We start from the raw sequence: 23,576 nt of genomic DNA on the forward strand, positions 1-23,576 counted from the left end.
TCCACTTACGGATTGATATACACCGTTTTATAATCCGTCCAAAAATCTAATGCGGTTGAACCTTGTTCTCGTGGTCCAATGCTCGATGCTTTCTTCCCACCAAAAGGATACTGATTTTCAAAATAAGTAGAAGGCATATTTACGTGAGTGACCCCTGACTCAATTTTTCTTACAAAATCAAATGCTTTCTTCAAGTCATTCGTATAAATTGTAGAAGATAATCCAAATTCATTGTCATTCGCTATTTCCAGCGCCTCTTCATAAGTGTCCACTTCTATTACAGCTATGACTGGGCCAAATATTTCATCTCGGAAAATAGCCATGTCCTTCGTGATTCCACTAAACACCGTTGGTAATACAAAATACCCTTTGTCGAGCCCATTATCCATCAATCGTTTTCCACCGTATTCTAATTTCCCACCTTCATTTAAAGTAACATCGACATAATGAAGATACTTATTCAGTTGGTGCTCATCAATAACTGCACCATTATCCACATTCTCTCCGAATCCATCTCCAATCACTAATTCCTTCGCTCGCTTCACAAGCTTTTCTTTCACCTCATCAGCAACACTTCTTAAAACAATTAGTCGACTCGTGCCCGTGCAACGTTGTCCATTATCTAAAAATCCACTCGTGACTATACTATCAACTGCCATATCAATATCGGCATCTTCTAAGATAATGGCAGGATTCTTTCCACCCATCTCTGCTTGCATTTTGCCACCACGTTGTGTAACTGCTTGGCCAAGAACAACACCAACATCTGTTGAGCCAGTAAATGAAACAGCTTTAATCTTTGGATGGTTACCTATCGCTCCACCAACGACACCACCAGGACCCGTTACCATATTTAGGACACCTGCTGGTACTCCAGCCTTTTCAAATAATTCAATGATTTTCACGCTAATTAATGATGTATTACTTGCAGGTTTAAAAACTACCGTGTTTCCTGCCATTAAAGCAGGAGCAATCTTCCAAATACCAATTCCTAGTGGAAAATTATATGGCGCAACAACTCCAACAACCCCCAATGGTTCCCTTACCGTATAACCGACGATATTAGAATTATATGATGGAATAGTTTCTCCATTTAATCGCGTTGCTTCTCCACTAAATTGCTTCATCGCATCAATTGTTTTCTGAACCTCACCATTTGCCTCACGAAAAGATTTACCTACTTCTTTTGTAATGGTTTTAGCCAGATCTTCTCGATTTTCTTCTAATAAGTTAATCAGACGAAAAAGAACATCCCCTCTTTTTGGTGCAGCAGTATTTGCCCAATTACTGAAAACGCTTTCAGAAACAGATACAGCTAAATCGACATCATCCTCATTGGACTTTTGAAAATATCCAAGTACTTCATTTGTATTGGCAGGATTAATGCTAGGGTACGTTTCGCCTGATTTTGAAGGCACCCATTCCCCATTAATATAATTAAAATATGTTTGTGTCATGTTTGCTCCTCCTTTTGTAATAGATTCTATGATTAATAGTTATTATAATAGTTGAAATTTATTAATAAAATGTGGCAAGCCACAAAAAGTTACCTTAGTTTTTGTAGCTTGCCACATATAATTGAATAGCGATAACTAAATCAAGCCAATCCTTTTCATTATTTAAATCAATCATTAGTACTTCTTCTACTTTTCTTAGACGGTAGTATAATGTATTTGGATGAATATGCAATGCCTGAGCTGTTTCTTTATGACTCTTGTTGAGTTCAATGTATTGTTTTAACGTATCGACCATATTTGTATCTAAAACGAGAAGTTTATTTAATTTGTCTTCAATATACCGATTAGCTATGGATGGATCGACTTCATATAAGATTCGTTCTAAACCAAGTTTCTGATACTCCACTACAGAGCGATTTGGATTTGATTTTGCATAATCAATGGAACGTTTAGCTTCCTGGTAAGAAAGCGATAAATTGTAGGGTGATGTATCTCTTCCGATTCCCACTACTAAACCTTTGACATGGGCAAGACTTGTTTGAATTCTATCAATTAAATATTGAAATTCTTCTTCAGTGCCGTTCGGGATAATTACAATCAATTGTCGCATACGAGTTAGAACAAAGGCTGGCGAACCAGTTATCCCGTTAATAATTTCCTCTACCTTACGAACAAACCTTTCCTTGTCCGTCAGACGATTGGTTCCCCATAAGAAACCAGCCCTTCTTTCCATGATGACACACTTTATCTTCCGGTTGTGTTCCCAGTTATAGTACCGCATCATTCTTTCTAATTCTTCTTCTGTGATTCCCTCTATTATTTGATTAAATACTTCTTCTCGAAAATGGAGTTCTTTCTCATACAAAGCGCTCTCCTTCATTAATTCAAGGGCCACTGTCATACTAGCATGTTCGATTGCAATCTTATCCAACGGTTTATACTCATCAAACGGCTTTTCCAAAATAAAATAACCTAATGTTTCTCTCCCTCGTTGAATTGGATAGACATTTGTTTCTGAATGGACATAATCTGTAAATTGGATGGTTGAATTCGTCATTCGGTTTAGTAATAAAAGGATCTTTTCAATTCCATCTCCTTCCATAATTAGGTGATAGAATTGATTGTGAATCATGAACGATTGAGATAACTGATCATTCCTTAGTTTCAATCGTTGGTAGACACTTGCATTATCAATAGCAATAGCACTTAGGTCAGCGACCCAATCAATCAATTGAAGATCATTCGTATTAAATACACCATCTTCTTTAAAATTATCGACAACAAGCACACCGTAACATTGGTCTTTATTAAGGATAGGAACACAAAAAACACTCTTTATTTTTCTCTGGTAGACACCATCAAAGTAGTTTTGAAAATTTTCTTCTTCCATATTTTCCATAAAAGCATCTATCTCATCTTCTGTTTGAAATAACTTAGACGTTCGATCTTTAAACACCTTTCCAGCAATGGATTCCCCAGGTGAAAAGGAAATATTTTTCATTATCTCTTTATCTACTCCTTCACCTTCTGCAAAATACAAGGTATTCGTAGAGTCATCATGCAAGTATATGATTAAAGTGTCGGCCACTTCAATTAGATCCTTGGCAGCAACTATCATGTTACGCAATACCTGTTCTAAATCTAATGACTGAGTTAGCATTTTATTAATCTCTATTATCTTTTGCATCATTATTATCACCTCTTATAAGGACAAGAAATTCTGAAAAGCAGCTGCTTTAAGGCTGGCAACGAATGAAGTCTTCCTGTACATGAGATTACTAGATACAAAGACAAAGTAGTTTCAAATTTTTGTTCGTTTATCACAGTTGCTCGGAACTAACACCTCTAGAAATTTCTTATCTATCAAAAAAGCTACGGTAAATAATCCCGTAGCTAGCAATTTTATTATGGTTCCTAAAACTTAGACCCATGGTAGTACATTCGTTTTTGTAGGCTTACCCTATACTGTTCATCAATACAGTCTTGCTGTATTGTACGATAATAAGAGAATAATAATTTATGTAGCCATTTCAAAGCAAAAAACCTCCATTTTTAAATCGTACGGAGGATGTATTCGGTAACTGGCTGGCATCGTTTTTCAACATTAGCCCCTAAAGTTTTGCGTCTTCACCTTTCAGTGAATTTGCCCTTTCGTACGATTTTTTTATTTATTCTATATTACCATTTTCTATCATAATTCAATAATGTCAATGAGTCTCTATACCTAAAAACACGAATTAGTTCTACCATTCGACAAAATCCGGGAAGTGACAGGCACCAATTATTTCATTCCTGTTAATGTTATTCCTTTAATAATATGACGCTGCAAGAAGATAAACACGATGATCAATGGGATTACTGATATCGTTGCTCCTGTCATAATTAGGTGCCATTGGGATTCGGCTTCCCCTGAGGAGAAGAAGGATAACCCGACTGGTAATGTTCGTAGTTCAGGTGATTCAATAACAATCAATGGCCATAAGAACGCATTCCAGTTACTTAAGAAAGTGAATATTCCTAGGGCAGACATAGCAGGCCAGACTTGTGGTACAGCTATCTTGAAAAAGATTGAAAACTCGTTCATTCCATCGATTCTAGCTGCATTTAATAAGTCGTCCGGGATTTGTTCCATGTACTGTTTCATTAAGAAAACACCAAATCCAGTCATCAATCCTGGGAATAAGATGCCCCAATAGCTATCCGTCCATCCAAGGTCAGAACTCATCATGTACCAAGGGATAATTAACATCTCTGTTGGTACCATCAGCGTACTTAAAATTAAAATAAATAGGATAGACCGACCAACAAAGGAAAACTTAGCGATGATGTACCCAACTAATGTGTCAAAAAACAGGACACTAATCGTAGTAATTAGAGCAACTAAAATACTATTTAAAAACCATTTTAAAAAGAGACTTTCCTCAAACACCCTTATAAAGTTATCAAAGGTCAAATTTTCAGGAATGATATTCAATGTGAATATATCCATCGGTGGTTTTAAAGAGGTGGATACCATCCAAATGAACGGAAACAACATGATGACGGAACCAAGTATTAATAATAGGTAAGTTACTATTTTTCCACTTTTCATTTCCCAACCTCCTTAATAATCGAACTTTCTTGTCAATACTTTCATTTGGAAAAGCGTAAGTGCCAAGATAAATAAGAACAGCAATACCGTAGCAGCCGAAGCTAATCCAAGGTCAAATTGACGGAAAGCAAGTTGATAGATATAGACAACCACCGTTATGGTTGAATTAAGTGGTCCCCCACTCCCATCGACACTCATATTCATAACCTGAGTAAAGGAAACCTGAATAAAGTTAATGGTTCCAATAACTGCTGAGAAAACGATCGTTGGGTTTAATAACGGCACCGTTACATGCCAAAATTTTTGCCAAGGAGTTGCACCATCAATATCTGCTGCTTCATATAGCATTTGTGGTATGTTCTCTAATCCAGCTAAGAATAAGACCATTTGAAAACCAATTGCTTGCCAAATCATAGCACCAATAATCACGTAAATGGCTTGATCTGGTGAATTTAAGAAAGGTTGTGGTGGCAAACCAAGATTTATCAGTAAGTCATTGATTACCCCATTCCCCATTAGAATCCATTGGAATACCCAACTGATTGCTACGATACTTGTTACATATGGAATAAAATATATAACTCTAAAAAAGCCAACAAATCGATTAATTTTATGTAATAATAGGGCAACAATTATCCCGAACAGCAGTTGGCCAAATACACCGAATACGATGTAAACAATTGTATTTACGACTGATTTAATAAAAACCTCATCTTTTATAAGGGCAACGTAATTCTCGAGACCAACAAATGGATGTGGTCCTGACGATAAAAGGTTCCAGTCTCTAAAACCTACATTAAATGTAAACAATGTAGGTAAAATCCGTATTCCTAGAAAAAATATTATCGGAAGCAAGAGACAGATATACACAAAAAGATACTGTTGATGCTTATGATTTCCTCTAATCTTTTGAAACAAAGATACCTTTTGTTCTTTTGTTTGCTTGTTGGATGTCGAAGTCTTATTAGTCATGATGCACCTCCTTTAATTGATGGGGACCAAAGGTTTATATCCTTTGATCCCCATGAAAAACAACTTACTTATCGCTCCAATAATCATCATAAAGCGCTTGTGTTTTTTCTACTAATTCATTAAATGCTTCCTCTTTATCCATGCCTTCTAGTAATACTTTATTTGCTGCATCGATAACAAGGTCACGTTCTTTTGTTTCATCCACAAAGAAGTGTGCATTTGCAAACGGTAAGGAATTGATAAACGCTCCGTAAATTTCATCAGCAACATATTTATCTTGCATTGCAACTGCTTCTTTTGCAGGTAGTTCTCCAGTTGCATCTAACCATCTTTCCATTACGTCTTCACTAGTTAAGAAATTCAAAAATTTAACAGAAGCTTCTAGTTTTTCACCTTCTACATCTTTCGTAATACCATTTGTCCAGAAAGATGCGTTTGTTGATTTTTGGTCTTTACCAGGCATTGGTGCTACCGCATAGTTCAAGTCAGGTGCATCATTTTGAAGTGTACCAATACGGAAAGAACCATCGATGTTCATGGCAGCTTTTTCTGTAACAAATGCTGTTACATCATCTGTATAGAAACCTTGTTCAGAAGTTCCTAAATCCGTTGGGAAGCTTAACCAATATTCAAATGCTTCAAGTCCAGCATCAGAATCTCCCCACAAGACGTTTTTACGGTCATCACTTAATACTTGACCACCAGCTTGTAATGTTAACCCATCTCTTAACCAATGGTGACCTTGCTGTGCAGGCTCCCATGCTAAACCAGATTGCTCAATACGATCGCCATTTTTCTTCGTTAATTGAACCGCATAGTCAGCTAATTCATCCCAAGTTTCAGGAGGACTGTTTGGATCTAATCCAGCTTCTTCAAAAAGATCTTTATTGTAGAATAATGCCGCTGTTCTTACTGCTGTTGGAATTGTCCAATACTCCCCATCCATTTTAGTTGCTTCAACTAATGGGAAGAACTCATCCTCAATTTGATCATGAGGGAAATCTTCTTGTGGTAAAGGTTGTAAATATCCTGCATCCACATAAGAAGGAACCCATCCATAGAATAAGTTAATTACATCTGGGCCTTTCCCAGCTGGTACTTGTGCTGCAACTTGCTCATTGTAGTTATCATATGGGAAAGTTGTTTGTTCTACTTTAATTCCAGGGTTCGCTTCTTCAAATTCTTCTATTAACTCATCCATTAAGTTAACCTTTGAAGCAAACTCATATTGCCAATACTTAATCGTGATGTCACCATCAGAATCAGAGTTATTATCACTTGATTCATCATCACCACATGCTGCAAGTAAAGCAATTAATAAAACACTGAATAAAGCTAAATGCCACTTCTTTAACATGTAAAAACCCCCTAGATTTTTTAATTTTTTATAGAAAAATTGCCTATTAGACAATTATTCTTTCAAAATAGAATCATATTCTTTCAGTAATAGATATCCCGCGCCAATTAGCGAAACATTCTCTAAGGATGTTAAGACAATGTCGGAATGAATGGGAATATGTCTTTTAATAATAGAACGAAGATTAGGTAAGAAATAGTGAATCGATTTAGAGATTCCTCCACCTAAAATGATTTTTTCAGGATTAATAATAGAGATTACATTTATAAGTGCAAATGCAAGATGGGATAAGGATTCATTGACCGTTTCAATGGCTGTTTCATCCCCAGAAATTGCTTCTTGAAACACCTTTTTTGCTGTCCAACTCGTGTCTTTACCTGATGCATCCAGTTTAGTTTGCATTTCCCTTGAGATTGCAGGACCCCCAACATGGCTATCTAGAAAACCATATCCATCAAAACTATGTACATAATTCGCTTCGGCACTCTTTTTATCGGTCACCATATACCCAATCTCTCCAGCTGCAAAAGAAGAACCTCGGTAAAGGGATCCATTTAAAATAATCCCACATCCAATACCAGTTCCAAGAGTAATCATAAGAATATTTTTACTGGTTGTTCCATGACCTTTCCATTGTTCTCCCAGTACGGCAACATTTACGTCATTATCGATATAAACTGGAAATGGAAGATGTTCTTCTAGCTGTGCTTTTAACGATACGTTTTTCCAGCGAATGCTTGGGGCATCAATCACTATCCCTTTTTCAACGTCTGTGATTCCTGGGACGCCAACTCCCATCCCAAATATTTCATCACTACTTAATTTGCTGTTTTCTATTAAACGCTTCGTTTCATTTACAATTGCTTCGATAAGATGATCAACATTCGTTTGTGTGGAAAAACTAGCTTTTTGTTTGATGTCACCAGCAAGATTCATAATAGCGAGTTCTACGCTTGTTCCACCAATATCCACACCAATGAGGTAGTAGGCATTTTGATTAAAATAAATATGAAATGGTTTTCTGCCCCCGACAGAGCTGGCATTCTCGCTTTCCTTTTCTCGTATCCATTTTTCCTCAAGCAACTCATCGACGATTGTTGAAATTGTAGGTTTGCTAATTTGTAATGCTTTTGATATATCCGAACGAGATTGCCCCTGATTGTTTTGTATGTAGTGTAAAACCTTCTTTTTATTTACATACCTTAATGAACGGGAATCCACTTGGATGTTGCGGATAGTAATGTTTGCCCACTCCCTTCTGTAAGGATTTAAGACGAGTTAGTAAAGTTAACTTATCAACTCGAAAACATAATACTACGAAAATTCCAAACTGTCAACGCTTTCAATAACATAATATAATTATATTTTGTATAACATATTAAACTTATATTCTATAAATAATATGACATATTTAACTTTACAACACAAGTCCCTTCATTTAAAATGTATGTAATATTTAGAATTAGTAAGTTAACTTTACAAACTACTAAACTATAAGTAAAGAGGTGCTATTTATGATAAATAGTAAAGATCAATTTCAATCCATTGATGGTTTATCCTTTCCTGGAAAAACCTATGTAAATGAATTATTAAAGCCAGTTTTTGATGACCAAAAAGAGCATTTATTCGATGCGATGTTTAAAGTACATAAAGCACACACGACCATGCTTACCGAACAAGGTATTTTAACAAATGATGAGGGGAAAAAAATCCTCGAAGGTGTGGAACAAGTAGAGAGTCTAGATCGTCATGATTTTAATTATTCAACAGAATATGAGGATTTATTTTTTCTTGTGGAATCAGAAATTGGAAAGCGAATTGGTGATGAGCTAGCTGGAAAAATGCATATTGCGAAAAGTAGAAATGATATGGGAGAAGCGATGTATCGGATTGTGTTGCGAGATTACTTAAAGCAAATGATTGAAGACGCAAAAGCATTAGCAGATTCGATCCTTGTTCAAGCAGAGTTACATGTTGAGACTGTGATGCCTGCTCATACCCATACACAACCTGCACAACCAACAACCTTTGGTCATTATTTGGTTGCGATACACGATAATTTAAAGAGAGATATTGCGAGATTAGAACAGGCCTATCTGACGGTCAATCAATCTCCAATGGGAGCTGCGGCGATCACAACTTCTGGATTTCCTATCAACCGCGAACGTGTCGCCGAACTTCTTGAGTTTGATAGTTTAGTAGAAAATTCCTATGACGCAATCGGCACTGGGGACTACCTAATTGAAGCTGCTCAAGCGCTTGTCAGTGTAATGACGAATATGGGGAGATGGATTCAGGAATTTTTACGAATGGCATCCAAAGAAGTTGGACTTATTAAAGTATCAGATGCATACGTACAGATTAGTAGCATCATGCCACAAAAGCGAAATCCTGTTTCTATTGAACATTCCCGTGCACTGGCTAGTAGTGCGGCAGCTGAGGGATTAGCTGTCATCCATATTATTCACAACACACCATTTGGAGATATTAACGACACTGAGGATGACTTACAACCTCATTTATATGCAGGCTTTAAAAAGGCACTTCGCGTATTACGTTTAATCAGAGCCGTTATTATAACGATGGACTTTAATAAGGAACGTGCTTACGAGCAAGCCCGTCTGAATATGATAACTATTACCGAATTAGCCGATGTGCTTGCACGAGATTATGGAGTGTCCTTTAGAAAAGCACATCATCAAGCTAGTATTATTGCTAAAAAGGCAACGCAATTAGAAAAAGAGTTGTATGAATTACCTGTTGCTACGATTAATGAATGGTTAGAAGAAGTCGAATTGAAAGAGGAAGACTGGGAAGCCATTGTTGATCCACGACAGTTTGTGGAAAGACGGAAAGTTACTGGTGGTACCAATCCAGAGGTTGTAAGAGGAATGATTGAACGCAGGAAGTCATGATTGTTTTTAGCAATTAAGTAGCATGAAATTAGGGTTAGTTAATTATCCTAGTTGGATACATTTATAAGTCCAACATCTTCAGTTGAAGATGTTGGACTTTTTTATTGTGGGAGTCATTCGACAAAATCCGGGAAGTGACAGGCACCAATTCTACCCTACTAACTCCGCTAATTCCCTCTGGTACGCTTGTATAAATGCTGGTACGTCTTCTTCTTTTGTTACTGTTTTCTGGTAGTTTGCGATTAATTTTTTGAAGGCAGGATTTTTCGTTTCCGCATAACATACAAGCCCTGGATAAATATGATTTGCTGAGAATCGTACGTATGGTTTGGACTCTCCTCCCACATCGTAGTAAGAGAGCGATTTAAACCATTGCAAATCCATGTCATCTTTTTCAAACATATGAGGCTCAATCAATAACCGTACCTCACTTCCACTAACCTTATACTTCACTTGATTCGGATCGATTCCCCAATCATTTTGTAGCATTGACTCTACTTTTATTGGAAAATCATACTTCTTCTCTCGGAAAAATGCTAGTTGTTTCATAATATCGTTCTTTATTTGAACAAACGGTGAAAAACGTTCATCGGAAGCAACCACCATGTCATGTTCTCCCAACCCTAAAAATCGTTCGGTTTCTTTCGTGATGGCCATTGGTTTCCAGTAAAAAGCATCCTGTACTCGTTCGGTTCGCTCTTCTTTTTTCCCACGCAGTACGACAATCGGCTCATCTAAAAATTCAAATTGCAGTAAAAATCCGTAAGCATACTTCATTTTTTTAGAAATAACTTCTTCGATTTGGATCACATTAACATGGAAAACCTTCTTCTTACCTTTTCGATAAGGCGTGATATCTTTACGTAAATTATCTAGTAACTGCTGTTCCACATAAGGGTCTGGCTGAATCAATGGAACACTTCCACGCGTATCATTAGAACTAGAAAGCATCCCCTTGGGTTGGACAAGCTCTTTCGTTAGTAATGCACCAAATAAAGGATCTGCTTGAACCTTTTGACGGGTTGAATACCTCGTATATTTTACCCCTTCAAGAACAGATTTTTCTCCTAGGTCGGTTAGCTGCATGTCCAATAAATGGCCATAGCTTTCAAGTACATCAATGATTTTCTTAACATACTTCTCAGGTAATCCCATCATTTTACTTATCTGCCCTTGAGTCTTAATTCCACCATATATTAGTTCTAAAATCGCGTGCTCGATAGTTTCAAATTCTTCGCTACTTGATTCCAATAACTCCAGTTCCAAATCTGCAATCGGATAATAGACACACGAACAAAATTCCAAACGACCAGCCCGATAAAATTCAGGATACATCTTATAAAAATCATCAATCATGAATTGATTATAGTGAAAAGGGGATCGTTTCCCCTGTTTTTTATCTGCCATACTTTCGGCCTCCTCACTCATTAATGTCTACGGATAGGTAGGTGGAAAAATACTGTACTACTAGGCATTCGACAAAACCCGGGAAGTGACAGGCACCATGTCAGCTTTTCCTCTCTCCACGTACTCAACCATTAGCTTGATAAAGTCGGAGAATTCTTTTTCGCTCGTTCCCTGCATCGGGTTTCCTTCCTCATCTACAAGAGTTTCTCCATATTCGTCTGTCATCACATACTCACATGTGGACAGAAACGGAATATCGCCCACAAATACTAACTGCTCCTGACAGCGGGATAGGGCCACATTTAGGCGACGCAATTCTTTTAAAAATCCGATTCGCTCTTGATGTGGTTTTTTACGATTACTTCTAGTGCAGCTATAGATGATTACCTTTCTCTCTTGACCTTGAAAACTATCAAGGGATGCAACAAGGGCAGTTACCTGTTCCTTCGTTAAATGAGGATAAGCGGCTAATAGCTCTTCACGAATCTGTTTCACCTGTAGCTTATATGGTGTAATGACTCCAACATCCTGTATCGATACTTTATTTTCTTGCTGTAGATCTGCTGGATTAGCCTCTCTAACTATTTTTCCAATTAGATCAACGACAACCTTTGCCTCAAGTCGATTAAAATATCCCTCACCAGGCTGCTTCGTTTCCCCGCGTGCTCGTTCTTTCCCCGTATCCATAATGGCAAATGGTTTATTAAACAAGTTCGGAAATGGCGTTTCCATCCCTTTTTTACCTTTAAACGATTGATATTCCCCATCATAAAACCATTCCGATAACAGTTCAGCAATTTCAGCTGGCATTCGATATTGGGTATCCAATAAGATTTTATTTTTTTCCGGGAATCTATTATATAAATACTCAAAGAAACTCTTCTTCAATAACTCTGTTTCAACTGCCCCTTCTTCACAACGTGCCATCACGTCTTGGTCAGCAATTGGAGGAATTTGCAGGTGATCTCCTAGCATGATGACCTTTTTCGAACGACTAATTGGAACAATTGCATTTTGAATCTGAATTTGTCCAGCTTCATCAATAATCGTGACATCAAAATCCAAGTCTTGAAAACGTTGTTGACTATTAATCCCGATGCATGTTGCCCCGACTAAATCAACTGACTCCAGCAATACTTTTGATAGTGCATAATTTTTCTTTTCTTCCAAAAATCCACGCCAACGACTCAGCGCCCCATCAATTACATCTAATTGTTGATAAAAAGCCTCACACGCTTGCTTCACTTGTAGGATGTCATTTTGAGCTGATTCCTGTTTTACCTCATGCAAGGAAAAATAAACAGGTTCTCCTTGTAAGTCAACAGTTGCTAACTCTCCCATAGAAGCTAATGCTTCTTTCCATTTATTGCTCATGACAATCCATTTTTGCTTATGTGGTGCAATCATTTCTTCTCGGAAATCTTCTGAAATTGCTTGAAGTTGATTATATTCCTGCACCGTATGTTTGTTTCGATTGATTAACTCTCCATGCTTCGATTGGAACGTTTTAATCACCCGTTTAGCATTCAACCACAACGGGAATGTGTAGGATTTTTTCCACCACGGTGAATCATTAAAAGCTACTACTTGTTTTTTAGCCTCTTTATACTTCTCGATAAGGGTTGTAATCTTCTGTTTTTCTAGCTTATCTTTTTCCATTAAACCAGCTAATGGTTTTACATACGTCTGGTAGAGGTTTTCATATTGTTTCGTCAAATGGTGGTGTGTTTGCTGTAGTGACTCTGCTACTGGTTCAAGGGACGTTAGATGATCTAAAAATCCTTTGACCTTTTGCTTCACACTCTCCGTTTCTGACGCATAATGATCATTGGCTTCATTAATGGTTTGTTGTAATTCATAGGCTCGCTGTTCATACATCAAATGTTGGACATTGGATTGAATTTTCTCCTCACTACCAACACGAATGGTGTCAATGTCCTTTTCCTCAGCCAATCTTTCCAGGACATTATCCACTGCCCTGTTATTTTGACTAGAAATCAATACTCGTTTTCCTTCTTCTAATACAAAATGTTTCACCCACTCCAGGATAACCGTGGTTTTCCCAGTGCCAGGTGGACCCAAGACTAACAAGGCATCTTCTGTCTCAATCCCACGTTTTATTGCATCCAATTGACTGTCATTAGGTGGGCGATTAGAGTTTAATAACCGTTCCGTAAGTGGGGCTAAATCTTTTTTCTCAAAACCTGCAAAATCTTCTTCACCAATGACATCATCTAAATATTTAGCTGGACTACTTCCGTTTCTCAAGTCCTCAATCACATTCGTTCGAACTTCTAACTGAACGGAATTGTATTCAAGTGAAATAACTCCAGCTGGCAGCATCTGATTCACTTGGAATAGCTCATCAAATAATACCGTGATCTGGAGAGGCTCTTTCTCAAGCTGTAATTCAGTAATGACCCCAGTTATTTCTTGGCCCTCATCTAACTGAATGACGACACGGGACCCTTTCTTATACATATTTTGATCAATATCAGCTACGAAAAAGTCATAAGCAACTTTTTCTACACGCTCATAACCATCTGCTGCCTGAAAATCATAATAGCTAATTTGTGGTCCTGTTTGTGCTTGAGCCTTTTGTACCTCATCTTCAGCTACTGCATAGGCTTCAGCCATAGCTAGCAATTCCTCAAACTCATCACTTATTGGGGTGAATTCTTCTTCCTCGTCAATACGAATGCCATTTTGTTCCTGTACGATATCTAACTTTTGCAAGAATGCTCTTTTTACCGTTTTAAAATGACTGGATGCCTCATTTGGTGACACTTGATCCTTCCACACACGACTGGAACCAGACCATAGCACACTACCTTGCTCGGCACGGATTTTTAAACCTGCTTTAATAAAATAATTTTGTTTCCCAACTGTCTTTTCTTGTAGACCTGTTATGGTAAAATTATTATCCTCCGAAATGACACAGACTAGAATCGCTTGCTCTGTTAGGATATGAAAATAATTCCGATTGTTCGGTGCATATGTAATCAAAAATACTCTCTGCTTCACAAGTTGATTTAAAAACTGCTCGGATTCGATCCCTAAATCGGTACACTTGGAGAAGAAAGAGTTTGTGCAAATAAACGGAATGGCACTGTTAAATTGAAAAGACTCTTCTTCATCATAAACATAAATTGGGTTTTCCTTTTTGATTAAACTCAATCTTCTGCCTCCCCTTCACTAAAAGGAGTAGGTTCAGATAGCTTCGTCACAAGTTCTTTATGCGTCCCTTGTTCATCCACTTTCTTTAACCATTCACTATCGAACTCATCCCATTTAATTTTTTGCTTGTCCATCCTACCTAACTCTCCTTTTCAGCTGAATTAATAACCGCTTTAGTTCATTGGCGTTAACAGGTCTATCATTTGGATTGATTTGCATGCATTTTTCGATTAAGTCACTAATTTCTTGTGGCACTCGTTTATTTTTTTCAATAGGCTTCGTAAAGAATCGCCATTTTTTCCCACTTCGATCAGGTACATATTCTTGTCCTCGTACTGGAAGGTGTCCGGTTACCATCTGATAAAAAATGACACCTATCGAAAAGATGTCGGTTTTATCCTGACCAACCCCTTTTGAATTGATATCCTGTTCTGGGGAACGATAAAATGTTGTTCCCTCACCTTTAAATGGCTTGCTACTTGTTAAATTAAAGTCAATCAAGTACACATTACGATTTTGGACCATGATATTTGCTGGTTTTAAATCACGGTGTTGATATTTTTTCTGATGCAACGGAATTAGAGCATCACATAAATCGATTAAAATTTGTAACGATTGATGTATTGGAATTGTCCCCTGTAGCATATGTTCTAACGTACGCCCTTGTTCAATTAACTGCATGATTAAATAAAAGCGTTCCTGTTTTTGATCATAATACGTATGGTACAGAGCTGGGATACTCGTGGACATCGTTGCAAAGCGATGTAAAGTTAGTGCCTCACTCTTTGCCTTTTGTAAATCTTTTGGTGCTACGGCAACAGCTTTAATCCCTACTTTTCTTTTTTCGATGTCATCAAATGCTTCATAAAATGCAGAAGTTCCATCATCCGTTTCATAGATTGTTTTCATAATTCGATAGGAATGCTTTGCTTCATAGGATAGATTACGCATGAGTCATCACCTCATTGCCAATAAGATGCTTAATTTCTTTCATATCTGGACGTGCGTTTGAATACTCGTCTACCATTCGGTCTACTAGATCAACAAAGTCATTGGATAGTTGGAATTTTTTTAGTTTCTTAACATGGTGAAAGGCATTTTCACCTTTAATATTAAAGATAAATAGAATAATCATCCCAAATGAATAGACATCTACTTTTGCCCAATCATTAATCTCAATTCCATATTCCAGTTCAGGTGCACGGAATGGATCATGGTGACGGCGAAATACTTTGGATACCATCGTTACTCCATTGACGTCTTCTAATTTGGCATATTCAAAATTGCCAATTCTTATGGTGCGTTTTCCACTTCTTAATTTTTTAATATAGATGCTAGAAGGAGTCAGCGCTCTGTGGTAGACAGGTTCATAATTTGTATGAATCCCGTACAAACCTCTAGCTATTTGATAAACAATATCTAGCCTTTCTTCGATTGTTAAATCTTTTAGCGTAATATCCACTAGATTAGTATCTGAATCACTCAATTCATAACATGTGAAAAACAGTTCATTATCGTCTTGTTTCGTAATGTTGTGATTTTTTACGATATAATTTAAGTCATCTTCTGAAAGTCTTTGGAGTGTTAGCAAATCCCGTTTCCAAAAACCAACTTCTTTCGGGGCTTTTTCATTACTTTTTCGAAATTGCCTAATGACATAGTATGTATTCGATTCGCTTCCATCTTTTTCGAGAACGCATAAATACTTCTTCTCACAGCCTTCTTCATAACTGTTGATATCTAACCTTTGTATTGGTCGATAGCTATCAATCATAAGCTTGTCCTCATCAAAGGTGAAATCTTCTTGAAGTAGATTTTTAGATTGATAGATACTGACTAACGCTTCATAAAACTTCTCGATTTCAGTAACTAAGTCGCTAACAGTCGCTTTAAACGCATTTGGGTGTGCTACTTTATTACCAAATATGCGGATCATATTAAGATTTTCTAGCTGGGATTGGGGAAGGAGTTTTTTCTCTTCTATTTCACTTAAATAGGCGAAGAAGGTCTTCTTTTTCTTCCTTGGCGGCAGCCCTTTTTCTTCATCGGTTTTATTTAGAAACCACTCTAAAAAATGTTCGACAGCCTTACGAAGTTCGACTAAAGAGCTAGTTGGACGCGTCTTCGCCATCCCTTCCATCTCAATACAATAATCATACAACTCTTCATCAATAGGCTTTACAAACTCAAACAAATTCGACATCAGTCAAACCTCCCATACAAAAATAGACAAAAAGTACTAAATTATTTTACATTATATCATGAAGAGAGGAGGGATGGTGATTTTTTCATAACCAAAAAAGCACAGGTCATGAACACCACAACCTGCACTAAAACAATCAAATATTCACTTTTAAAAACCTCAATCCATATGCTTCATTAATTGTAAAATGAACAAAATAGAAATTTACGGGCAGTTTGATTCCACACTTATACTCCTATTCCTTGTAATATAGATCTTACTGCACTTTAGAAAAACCTACATAATCATTCAAAAAATCCACCAAATGCACAGCTTCCATCTTATCCGATAGGCCTGCTCGCTCAATTCCTAATTTCATTTGCAAGAGACATCCCGGATTTGTTGTAATAATAATTTGTGATGCTGTTTTTTTCACATTTTCCATGCGATTATCTAGTATTCTCATCGACATTTCGGAATGAATTAAATTATAAATTCCAGCAGATCCACAGCACTGATCCGCACCTTCTAGTTCTACATATGAGGTATTTTCGATGGACTGTAATATCTCTCTTGGCTCTTGGATGACATGATTTACATTTCGTAAATGACAAGAATCCTGATACGTAACAGTTAACTTCTCACTCGTTTTTAATGGCAAATTAGTGATCCCTAATTTATGGATAAGAGAGGTTATGTCAATTGTCTTTTTCGAAAACTCCCTAGCTTTTTCTAAGTATGCTTCATCATCTTTTAACAAGTGTTCATACTCCGACAAAAAGGCGCCACACCCACCTGCGTTGTTCACAATATAATCCACATCTTCAGCTAGAAAGCTATCTAAATTTTCCCTTGCATTTTCCTTTGCCTTATCCAGTTCCCCACTATGGCCATGTAATGCTCCACAGCAAACTTGATTATTAGGTACCCATACATCACAGCCGAGTTTCTGTAGCAATTGAACTGTAGAATCATTGGTCTTGGCAAAAATCGTCTCCATCATACACCCTGCGAAAAAGGCAACTTTTGTTGATTTACGTTCGGATTTGAACACCTTTCCTCGCATCGATTCTTTCTTTTCGATTTTTGGTAAAACTCCCTCCATCCCTTCCATAATTTCAGGGAAAAAGGAGAGTATTTTCGTCTTCCTTGTAAGAAACTGCAAACCGGATTTTTGATAAAAACCAACTAAACCAACAGTCTTTTCCATCTTTTTCGGATCCTTAAATAGATGGTCAAAAGCCATTTTTCTTGATGCTTTTTCTTTAATTGATTGCTTTTTCTCTCTTTGAATGACATCTCTAGCATTTTCTAATAGATGTCCATATTCCACTCCTGCGGGACAGGCAGGCTCACATGCTCGGCAGCCCAAGCACAAATCTAGTGATTCTTGCACAGAACCATCAAAAGGAATATCCCCATCTCGCACAGCTTTCATTAGTGCCAATCTACCTCTTGGTGAATGCTGTTCATCATTCCCAGAATGGATATAGGTTGGACATGCTGGTAAACAAAAGCCACAACGCATACAATCTAGCAATTTCGTTTCACTTAATTGTTGCTGGAATCCTTGCTGTACTCTTTCTGCTAATGATAGATTAGACATTGGACATCACCAAACGTTCTTTTGTAGATTTTGCAAACATTTTGCCAGGATTCATAATGTTATCAGGGTCAATACTTTGTTTAATTGACTTCATCAAACCAATACCAGCTTTCCCTAGCTTCCATTCTAAATATGGTGCTTTCATTTCACCAACGCCATGTTCTCCAGTTATAGTTCCACCTAATTGAATCGCAGCATCAAAAATTTCTGCAAGTGCCTGTTCCACCCGCTCCATTTCTTCTTTATCCCGAAGATCGGTCAAACAAGTCGGGTGTAAATTCCCATCGCCAGCATGACCAAAGGTGCGAATTGTGACATCGTATTTTTCAGCTATGCGAGTAATTTCGCGGACCATTGGGGCGATGGCAGAACGTGGAACAGTAGCATCCTCGAGTATCGTTGTCGGTCTTAGTCGTGCCAGTGCTGATAATGCATCTCTTCTACCGGATCTTAAATCTTCTGCTTCTTCTTCCGTTTCAGCTTTTTGTACATTGATGGCAGAAAAGTCTTGGCAAACTTGATAAATCACATCCATATCGCGTTTCACCGCTTCTTCTACTCCATCCTGTTCAATTAATAAAACCGCTTCACAATCCGTTGGTAATCCAATTTGTTTATAATCCTCAATCACTTGAAGTGTCCCTTGGTCCATAAATTCTAGCGTTGTCGGGATAATTTTCGCTGCAAGTATAGCAGACACCGTTTGAGCTGCTTGCTCTAGTGTTTTAAACATGGCTAAAATGGTTTCTTTATATGGTGGTTTTGGAATTAACTTGAGAGTAGCCTCTGTCACTATAGCAAGCGTTCCTTCTGAGCCGACTAAAAGACTCGTTAAATCATAGCCTGCAACATCTTTCGCTAACTTTCCACCCGTTCGAATGATTTCACCGTTTGGGAGGACTGCTTCTAAACCAAGTACATAGTCCTTCGTCACCCCATATTTTAGACCTCGTAGACCACCAGAGTTTTCACTAATATTCCCTCCAATTGTAGAGATTTTCAATGAACTAGGGTCTGGAGGATAAAATAAATGATTCTCTTCTACATAATCAATGATCGTTTTTGTTATGACACCAGGTTGCACGGTAATCGTTAGGTTTTCTTCATCTAACTCTATAATTTTGTTCATATGCTTAAATAATACAACGACCCCACCGCTAGTAGGCGTCGTGCCTGCAGCAAGATTCGTACCAGAACCTCTTGGAATAATCGGGGTTTTATATTTTGCACAGACCTTCACAACTTCTGCAACTTCCTCCGTATTTCTAGGTGATACAATGACATCTGGAAGGTGTTGAAAATTGGCTGTAGCATCATAGGAATATGCTAGTTTTGCTGCATTAGAATACTGAACATTTTCCTTCCCACATATTGCTTCCATTTCCTTTATTAATGCATCCATATAATTATTCTCCTCCGCAATGGATTAAGGTGCTTTTAAAATAATTATAGTATTCTAGATTAACTAATACTATGTACTAAAGTACAAAATAACATGGTAAAAGTGGGATGATTTTTATGATGAAGTACAATTTTTCTGGGCACGGGAAATATTGGGGCAGAGTTTTTATCCAATACAAAAAACCCACGAATCATCGCAGGTTTTTATTTTACTAAAAATCGGTATGCTAGATATAAAATAACGAGGTGATGAAGCTTTTTTAAGTTTAATTGGGTCAGTTCTTCAATTCGTCGCAAACGATAATGAAGCGTATTTTTATGAATATGTAGTTCTTTTGCAGCTAACTGATTGGACATGTCATTCTGAAACCAGACTTCTAACGTTTTTAGAAGTTCTTCCTGTTGTAATAACGGCCTAATCGTCCGGTCGATAAAGTCATTTTTCGTATGTTCATCAAGAGCCTGGTGCAAAATATCAAATTGCAATTCTTCTTCAAATATGATCTTTTTTGTTGGTGTGGCAACCTTACACGCTCTTTCAGCCTGCTCGAACGATTGATGGAGATGCTTATAATCAGTCGCTTGCCCAACGCCACAGGTCACGGTAATATTTAGGGTCATTTCCATTTCTCGGGTGAGCTGAATTAATTTTTCTTCAATAATGGGTTTATGGTTAAAACGATTTCCAAGAATTATTAGGATCTTATCCTGTCCCCAGCGGATAAATAAAGTGTCTCCTTTTTGATCCCACGCCGTTCTAAGTCGGTTAATATCTTTATAGGAAAGCTGTAAGGAAGAGCCCCTAGTTTGTAACACTACTACTCTTTCGTAATTTTCTAGGTGAATATTAAAAAATTGACTTCTTTCCTTGATGGATTGGTCCTTTTCCTTATTATTCAGCCAATCGAACACGAAAAATTCTAGCTCTCTTGCTTGTCTTTCCAGATTCGTATGGATGATAGAGTCTTGAACAAATAATTCTGCTACCTTTTGCACCAGCATGGCGACTGGCTCAACCACCTCTGGTTCACCTGTGATTCCTACCACCCCGATTGGTTGTTCATCGATCATAATTGGTAGGCATACCCCTTTTCTGACTCCTTGAAGCTTTTCAGACAATTCTTCCGTCATGATTAAATTCTCTTTCTTTTGCATAGAAATGACGGAGCCTTCGTGGAACTTATTCATTCTTGAAGGGTCACTACTGGCTACAATAATCCCATCCTCATTGGTGATAATGACATCTTCATTAATCAGCTTCCGTACTTCATTTACGACCGACGAATAAAACTTCCCCGAATGGAACAATTCGTTCATTGCTTGAATCACCTCACAATACTAAATGACCTATATATATTTATTCTACTTCTATTAGGGGTGCCTGTCACTTCCCGACTTTTGTCGATTTTTTGAAGGTGCCTGTCACACCCCGATTTTTGTCGATTTGTCTTCCGTAAATTGTTGGTATTTTTCTCGTTTTTCTAGTTCGTTACCTGTGAAATGTTTTAAGATGTGGTTAAAATCAATAAGCTTGTGGTGGGTTGTGTGGAGATAATAGCGGTAACTACTCCATCTGTAGCTTTCTGGTTTTTCAACAATTCCTGCTTTAACCGGGTTTAGGTGGATATATCGACTCACATCGAGTAAACCAAAATTTGAATCGATTGCTTTATCAAAATACCTCTTTTCAAATACATGTCCTGATAGATTATTTTTGGTGTTGTAATAGTCGGCGTATCGTTTGTTTAGGAGAGACATTACTTTTGAGATATGCTGTTCTTGAGAGCGTAATTGTAGATGGAAGTGATTACTCATGAGGCAATATGAGGCGAGTTCGAATGGAGTTTTTTTATTAACTTCGCTTAACATGTGGAGAAAAATCTTATAATCACTTGTGTCCTTAAAAAGGGCATCGCGCCGATTGCCCCTGCAGACAATGTGATAAAAAGAATCTGGAAACCAAATCCGAGGCTTTCTTCCCATTTTTTAGATCCCCTTTCTTATTGGTGGTGCCTGTCACTTGTCGAATAATGACAGTAGTATTATTTTACCATAAATTGGTGTACTTTCACTTGTTTCCGTTCGACAATATTCGGGGAGTGACTGTCACTCCCCGAATCCTAACCACTGTACAACTCCACCACATTAAGTTAAACTTTTTATATACAATTCAAAAAACTATTATTGGAGGTACAGGATGAGAGGTAAATTAAAATTTCTAGTAGTGTTTCTTCTATCTATCATTGTCTTAGCTGCTTGTGGCTCTGATTCAGAAAAAGGAGATCCAACGGTTACCATTACAATGGAAAATGGCGGAGAAATTGTGGTTGAGTTATACCCAGATGTCGCACCGAATACCGTCAATAACTTTGTATCGTTGGCTGAGGACGGTTATTATGATGGGCTAATTTTCCACCGTGTAATTCCTGGGTTCATGGTACAAGGTGGCGATCCGGATGGCAACGGAACTGGTGGACCTGGTTATTCAATAGCAGGAGAATTTACTTCCAATGGATTTGAGAACAATTTATTGCATGAACGTGGCGTTATTTCCATGGCACGCTCTGGTCACCCTGATTCTGCTGGCTCACAGTTTTTCATCATGGTTGAAGAGTCTCCACATTTAGATGGAGAATATGCAGCATTTGGAAAAGTAATTGAGGGAATGGATGTTGTTGATGAAATCGTTTCGAGTGAACGTGACGGTGCAGACAAACCGTTAGAAGACCAAGTGATGAAAAGTGTAAAAGTGGATAAAAATGGACATGACTTCCCTGAGCCTGAGAAGCAAGGGGAATAACGGGACTGTCAAGATAAAGGAAAGTCCAACTTCCCATAGTGGAGGTTGGACTTTTTCTATTGATGTGATTCGACAAAATCCGGGAGGTGACAGGCACCTCTGGGTAGGCACCCCTAGATACCCCATCCAACCTATACAAATAGAAACCAAACCGGTAAGGTTATCAAGCTGAGTACGGTTGTAATTAGGGTAGTTGAAGATACTAACTCCGGTTCTACTCTATATTTCACAGAGAACATCGTTGTATTTGCTGCTGTTGGCATTGCTGCAATAATAATCAGTACAGATGCCAAGACTGTATCGTTGAGACCAAATAAATAAACAAATAATATTGCAAGAATGGGTGACACAATTAACCGTATCACAACTAAAAGTACAACTGGCTTTACAGCTATTTTACGAATAGCTATCGTTGATAACTGAATTCCCAATACAATCATAATTAGAGGGATGGCTGCATCGGAAAGAAATGAAACTGTATCTTCGATTGAACCTGGCAGCTTAACATTAAATAATTGGAATAAGATTCCGACAAAAATCGCTGGGATAATTGGCATTTTAATCGTTTTCTTCAATGCTTCCCGTTTAGGTACATCCTCGTCAGTTCCACTTGCTGCGATATATAAGCCTATGGTATTCATATAAATAGACATGATGACCATAATCATCATTGCATAAACGAAGCTTTCTTCCCCCAAAGCAAACAGAACAACAGGTAAGCCGTAATTTCCCCCATTCATAAAAACTCCCGCTAACAACATAGCATGCTTTCTCTTCTTATTGTACTTAAAGATTTTTGCAAGAATTAGAATCAGGAAATATGTACTAAATACTATAAAAGTAATGGCTATAAACACATAAAGAAACTCTACTGTAATGTCATTTGTATAAAAAGTATTAAAAGCTAAAAATGGATAAAATACATTCAATGCTACATAGGATAAAGAATCAATACTCAATTTTTTTAATTTACCTATGATGAAACCAATAATAAAAATCGAAAATATGGGCACTAAAATTGTAATAAATTCTATGTCATCATCTCCCTAAGAAAAGCGCAGAGCGCCCGCTTTGCGACGTACGGACTGGGACTGCGATTACTCGCCCCACCGAAAACATTGCGCCTGGCCATGCCAGGTGGTTCAACATTGCACAAAAAGCTGCGATCTTAATTGAACATACCTTCGCAGGACAAGGAATGCTACGACAGC

Annotated in this window: 18 protein-coding genes and 1 riboswitch; of the genes, 2 read left to right on the forward strand and 16 right to left on the reverse strand. The window is 37.6% G+C overall.

Going from position 1 to position 23,576, the window contains the following annotated elements:
- Positions 1-5 precede the first annotated feature (5 nt).
- The 6 genes from BUB12_RS07845 to BUB12_RS07870 all read right to left on the reverse strand — a co-directional run bounded on the left by BUB12_RS07845 (position 6) and on the right by BUB12_RS07870 (position 8,098).
- Positions 6-1,457, reverse strand: a complete 1,452-nt coding sequence (locus tag BUB12_RS07845) for an aldehyde dehydrogenase family protein (RefSeq protein ID WP_072889777.1) — start codon at positions 1,455-1,457, stop codon at positions 6-8.
- A gap of 94 nt (positions 1,458-1,551) precedes the next feature.
- Entirely contained in the window at positions 1,552-3,147 is a 1,596-nt protein-coding gene (locus BUB12_RS07850; RefSeq protein ID WP_072889779.1) for a helix-turn-helix domain-containing protein, read from the reverse strand.
- A 383-nt stretch (positions 3,148-3,530) separates the two neighbouring features.
- Positions 3,531-3,615: riboswitch (cyclic di-GMP riboswitch) on the reverse strand.
- 123 nt (positions 3,616-3,738) lie between these two features.
- On the reverse strand, positions 3,739-4,548 hold the full coding sequence (locus BUB12_RS07855) for a carbohydrate ABC transporter permease (RefSeq protein ID WP_072889781.1): 810 nt from the start codon (positions 4,546-4,548) through the stop codon (positions 3,739-3,741).
- Positions 4,549-4,560: 12 nt separating this feature from the next.
- Complete coding sequence (locus tag BUB12_RS07860) at positions 4,561-5,520, reverse strand: carbohydrate ABC transporter permease (RefSeq protein ID WP_084063271.1); 960 nt, start codon at positions 5,518-5,520, stop codon at positions 4,561-4,563.
- Between the two features lie 64 nt (positions 5,521-5,584).
- Positions 5,585-6,877, reverse strand: coding sequence for an extracellular solute-binding protein (locus BUB12_RS07865; RefSeq protein ID WP_072889783.1), 1,293 nt, complete (start codon positions 6,875-6,877; stop codon positions 5,585-5,587).
- Positions 6,878-6,931: 54 nt separating this feature from the next.
- Positions 6,932-8,098, reverse strand: coding sequence for an ROK family transcriptional regulator (locus tag BUB12_RS07870; RefSeq protein ID WP_072889784.1), 1,167 nt, complete (start codon positions 8,096-8,098; stop codon positions 6,932-6,934).
- Positions 8,099-8,391: 293 nt separating this feature from the next.
- Here BUB12_RS07870 and argH point away from each other — a divergent pair, with 293 nt between their 5' ends.
- On the forward strand, positions 8,392-9,792 hold the full coding sequence (argH, locus tag BUB12_RS07875; protein ID WP_072889786.1) for an argininosuccinate lyase: 1,401 nt from the start codon (positions 8,392-8,394) through the stop codon (positions 9,790-9,792).
- A gap of 150 nt (positions 9,793-9,942) precedes the next feature.
- Here the strand turns inward: argH and BUB12_RS07880 are convergent, their stop codons facing one another.
- The 9 genes from BUB12_RS07880 to BUB12_RS07915 all read right to left on the reverse strand — a co-directional run bounded on the left by BUB12_RS07880 (position 9,943) and on the right by BUB12_RS07915 (position 21,548).
- Positions 9,943-11,199: a hypothetical protein gene (locus tag BUB12_RS07880; RefSeq protein WP_072889788.1), complete on the reverse strand. Its 1,257-nt coding sequence runs from the start codon at positions 11,197-11,199 to the stop codon at positions 9,943-9,945.
- Positions 11,200-11,259: 60 nt separating this feature from the next.
- Positions 11,260-14,376 (reverse strand): DEAD/DEAH box helicase, encoded by a 3,117-nt coding sequence (locus tag BUB12_RS07885; RefSeq protein WP_072889790.1) that lies wholly within the window; start codon positions 14,374-14,376, stop codon positions 11,260-11,262.
- Positions 14,373-14,510 (reverse strand): hypothetical protein, encoded by a 138-nt coding sequence (locus BUB12_RS17650; protein WP_159431558.1) that lies wholly within the window; start codon positions 14,508-14,510, stop codon positions 14,373-14,375. Before BUB12_RS17650 ends, BUB12_RS07885 begins: the two co-directional genes overlap by 4 nt.
- Before the next feature lies 1 nt (position 14,511).
- On the reverse strand, positions 14,512-15,327 hold the full coding sequence (locus BUB12_RS07890; protein WP_072889792.1) for a serine/threonine-protein kinase: 816 nt from the start codon (positions 15,325-15,327) through the stop codon (positions 14,512-14,514).
- Positions 15,320-16,579: a protein kinase domain-containing protein gene (locus tag BUB12_RS07895; protein ID WP_072889794.1), complete on the reverse strand. Its 1,260-nt coding sequence runs from the start codon at positions 16,577-16,579 to the stop codon at positions 15,320-15,322. Before BUB12_RS07895 ends, BUB12_RS07890 begins: the two co-directional genes overlap by 8 nt.
- Before the next feature lie 256 nt (positions 16,580-16,835).
- Positions 16,836-18,164 (reverse strand): (Fe-S)-binding protein, encoded by a 1,329-nt coding sequence (locus BUB12_RS07900; protein WP_072889796.1) that lies wholly within the window; start codon positions 18,162-18,164, stop codon positions 16,836-16,838.
- The gene (gene glcD / locus BUB12_RS07905; RefSeq protein ID WP_072889797.1) at positions 18,157-19,566 is read right to left on the reverse strand and encodes a glycolate oxidase subunit GlcD; all 1,410 of its coding nucleotides are present in this window, start codon (positions 19,564-19,566) and stop codon (positions 18,157-18,159) included. Before glcD ends, BUB12_RS07900 begins: the two co-directional genes overlap by 8 nt.
- A gap of 203 nt (positions 19,567-19,769) precedes the next feature.
- Positions 19,770-20,882, reverse strand: a complete 1,113-nt coding sequence (locus BUB12_RS07910; protein WP_072889799.1) for a CdaR family transcriptional regulator — start codon at positions 20,880-20,882, stop codon at positions 19,770-19,772.
- 105 nt (positions 20,883-20,987) lie between these two features.
- The gene (locus BUB12_RS07915) at positions 20,988-21,548 is read right to left on the reverse strand and encodes an REP-associated tyrosine transposase (protein WP_072889800.1); all 561 of its coding nucleotides are present in this window, start codon (positions 21,546-21,548) and stop codon (positions 20,988-20,990) included.
- A gap of 214 nt (positions 21,549-21,762) precedes the next feature.
- On the opposite strand from BUB12_RS07915, the gene BUB12_RS07920 reads away from it, so the two are divergent.
- Positions 21,763-22,365 (forward strand): peptidylprolyl isomerase, encoded by a 603-nt coding sequence (locus tag BUB12_RS07920; RefSeq protein WP_084063272.1) that lies wholly within the window; start codon positions 21,763-21,765, stop codon positions 22,363-22,365.
- A gap of 131 nt (positions 22,366-22,496) precedes the next feature.
- On the opposite strand, the gene BUB12_RS07925 is transcribed toward BUB12_RS07920, so the two are convergent.
- Positions 22,497-23,378, reverse strand: coding sequence for an AEC family transporter (locus BUB12_RS07925; RefSeq protein ID WP_084063273.1), 882 nt, complete (start codon positions 23,376-23,378; stop codon positions 22,497-22,499).
- Between the last annotated feature and the right edge of the window lie 198 nt (positions 23,379-23,576).

The organism is Ornithinibacillus halophilus (genome assembly GCF_900129485.1).
GTDB lineage: Bacteria > Bacillota > Bacilli > Bacillales > Amphibacillaceae > Ornithinibacillus > Ornithinibacillus halophilus.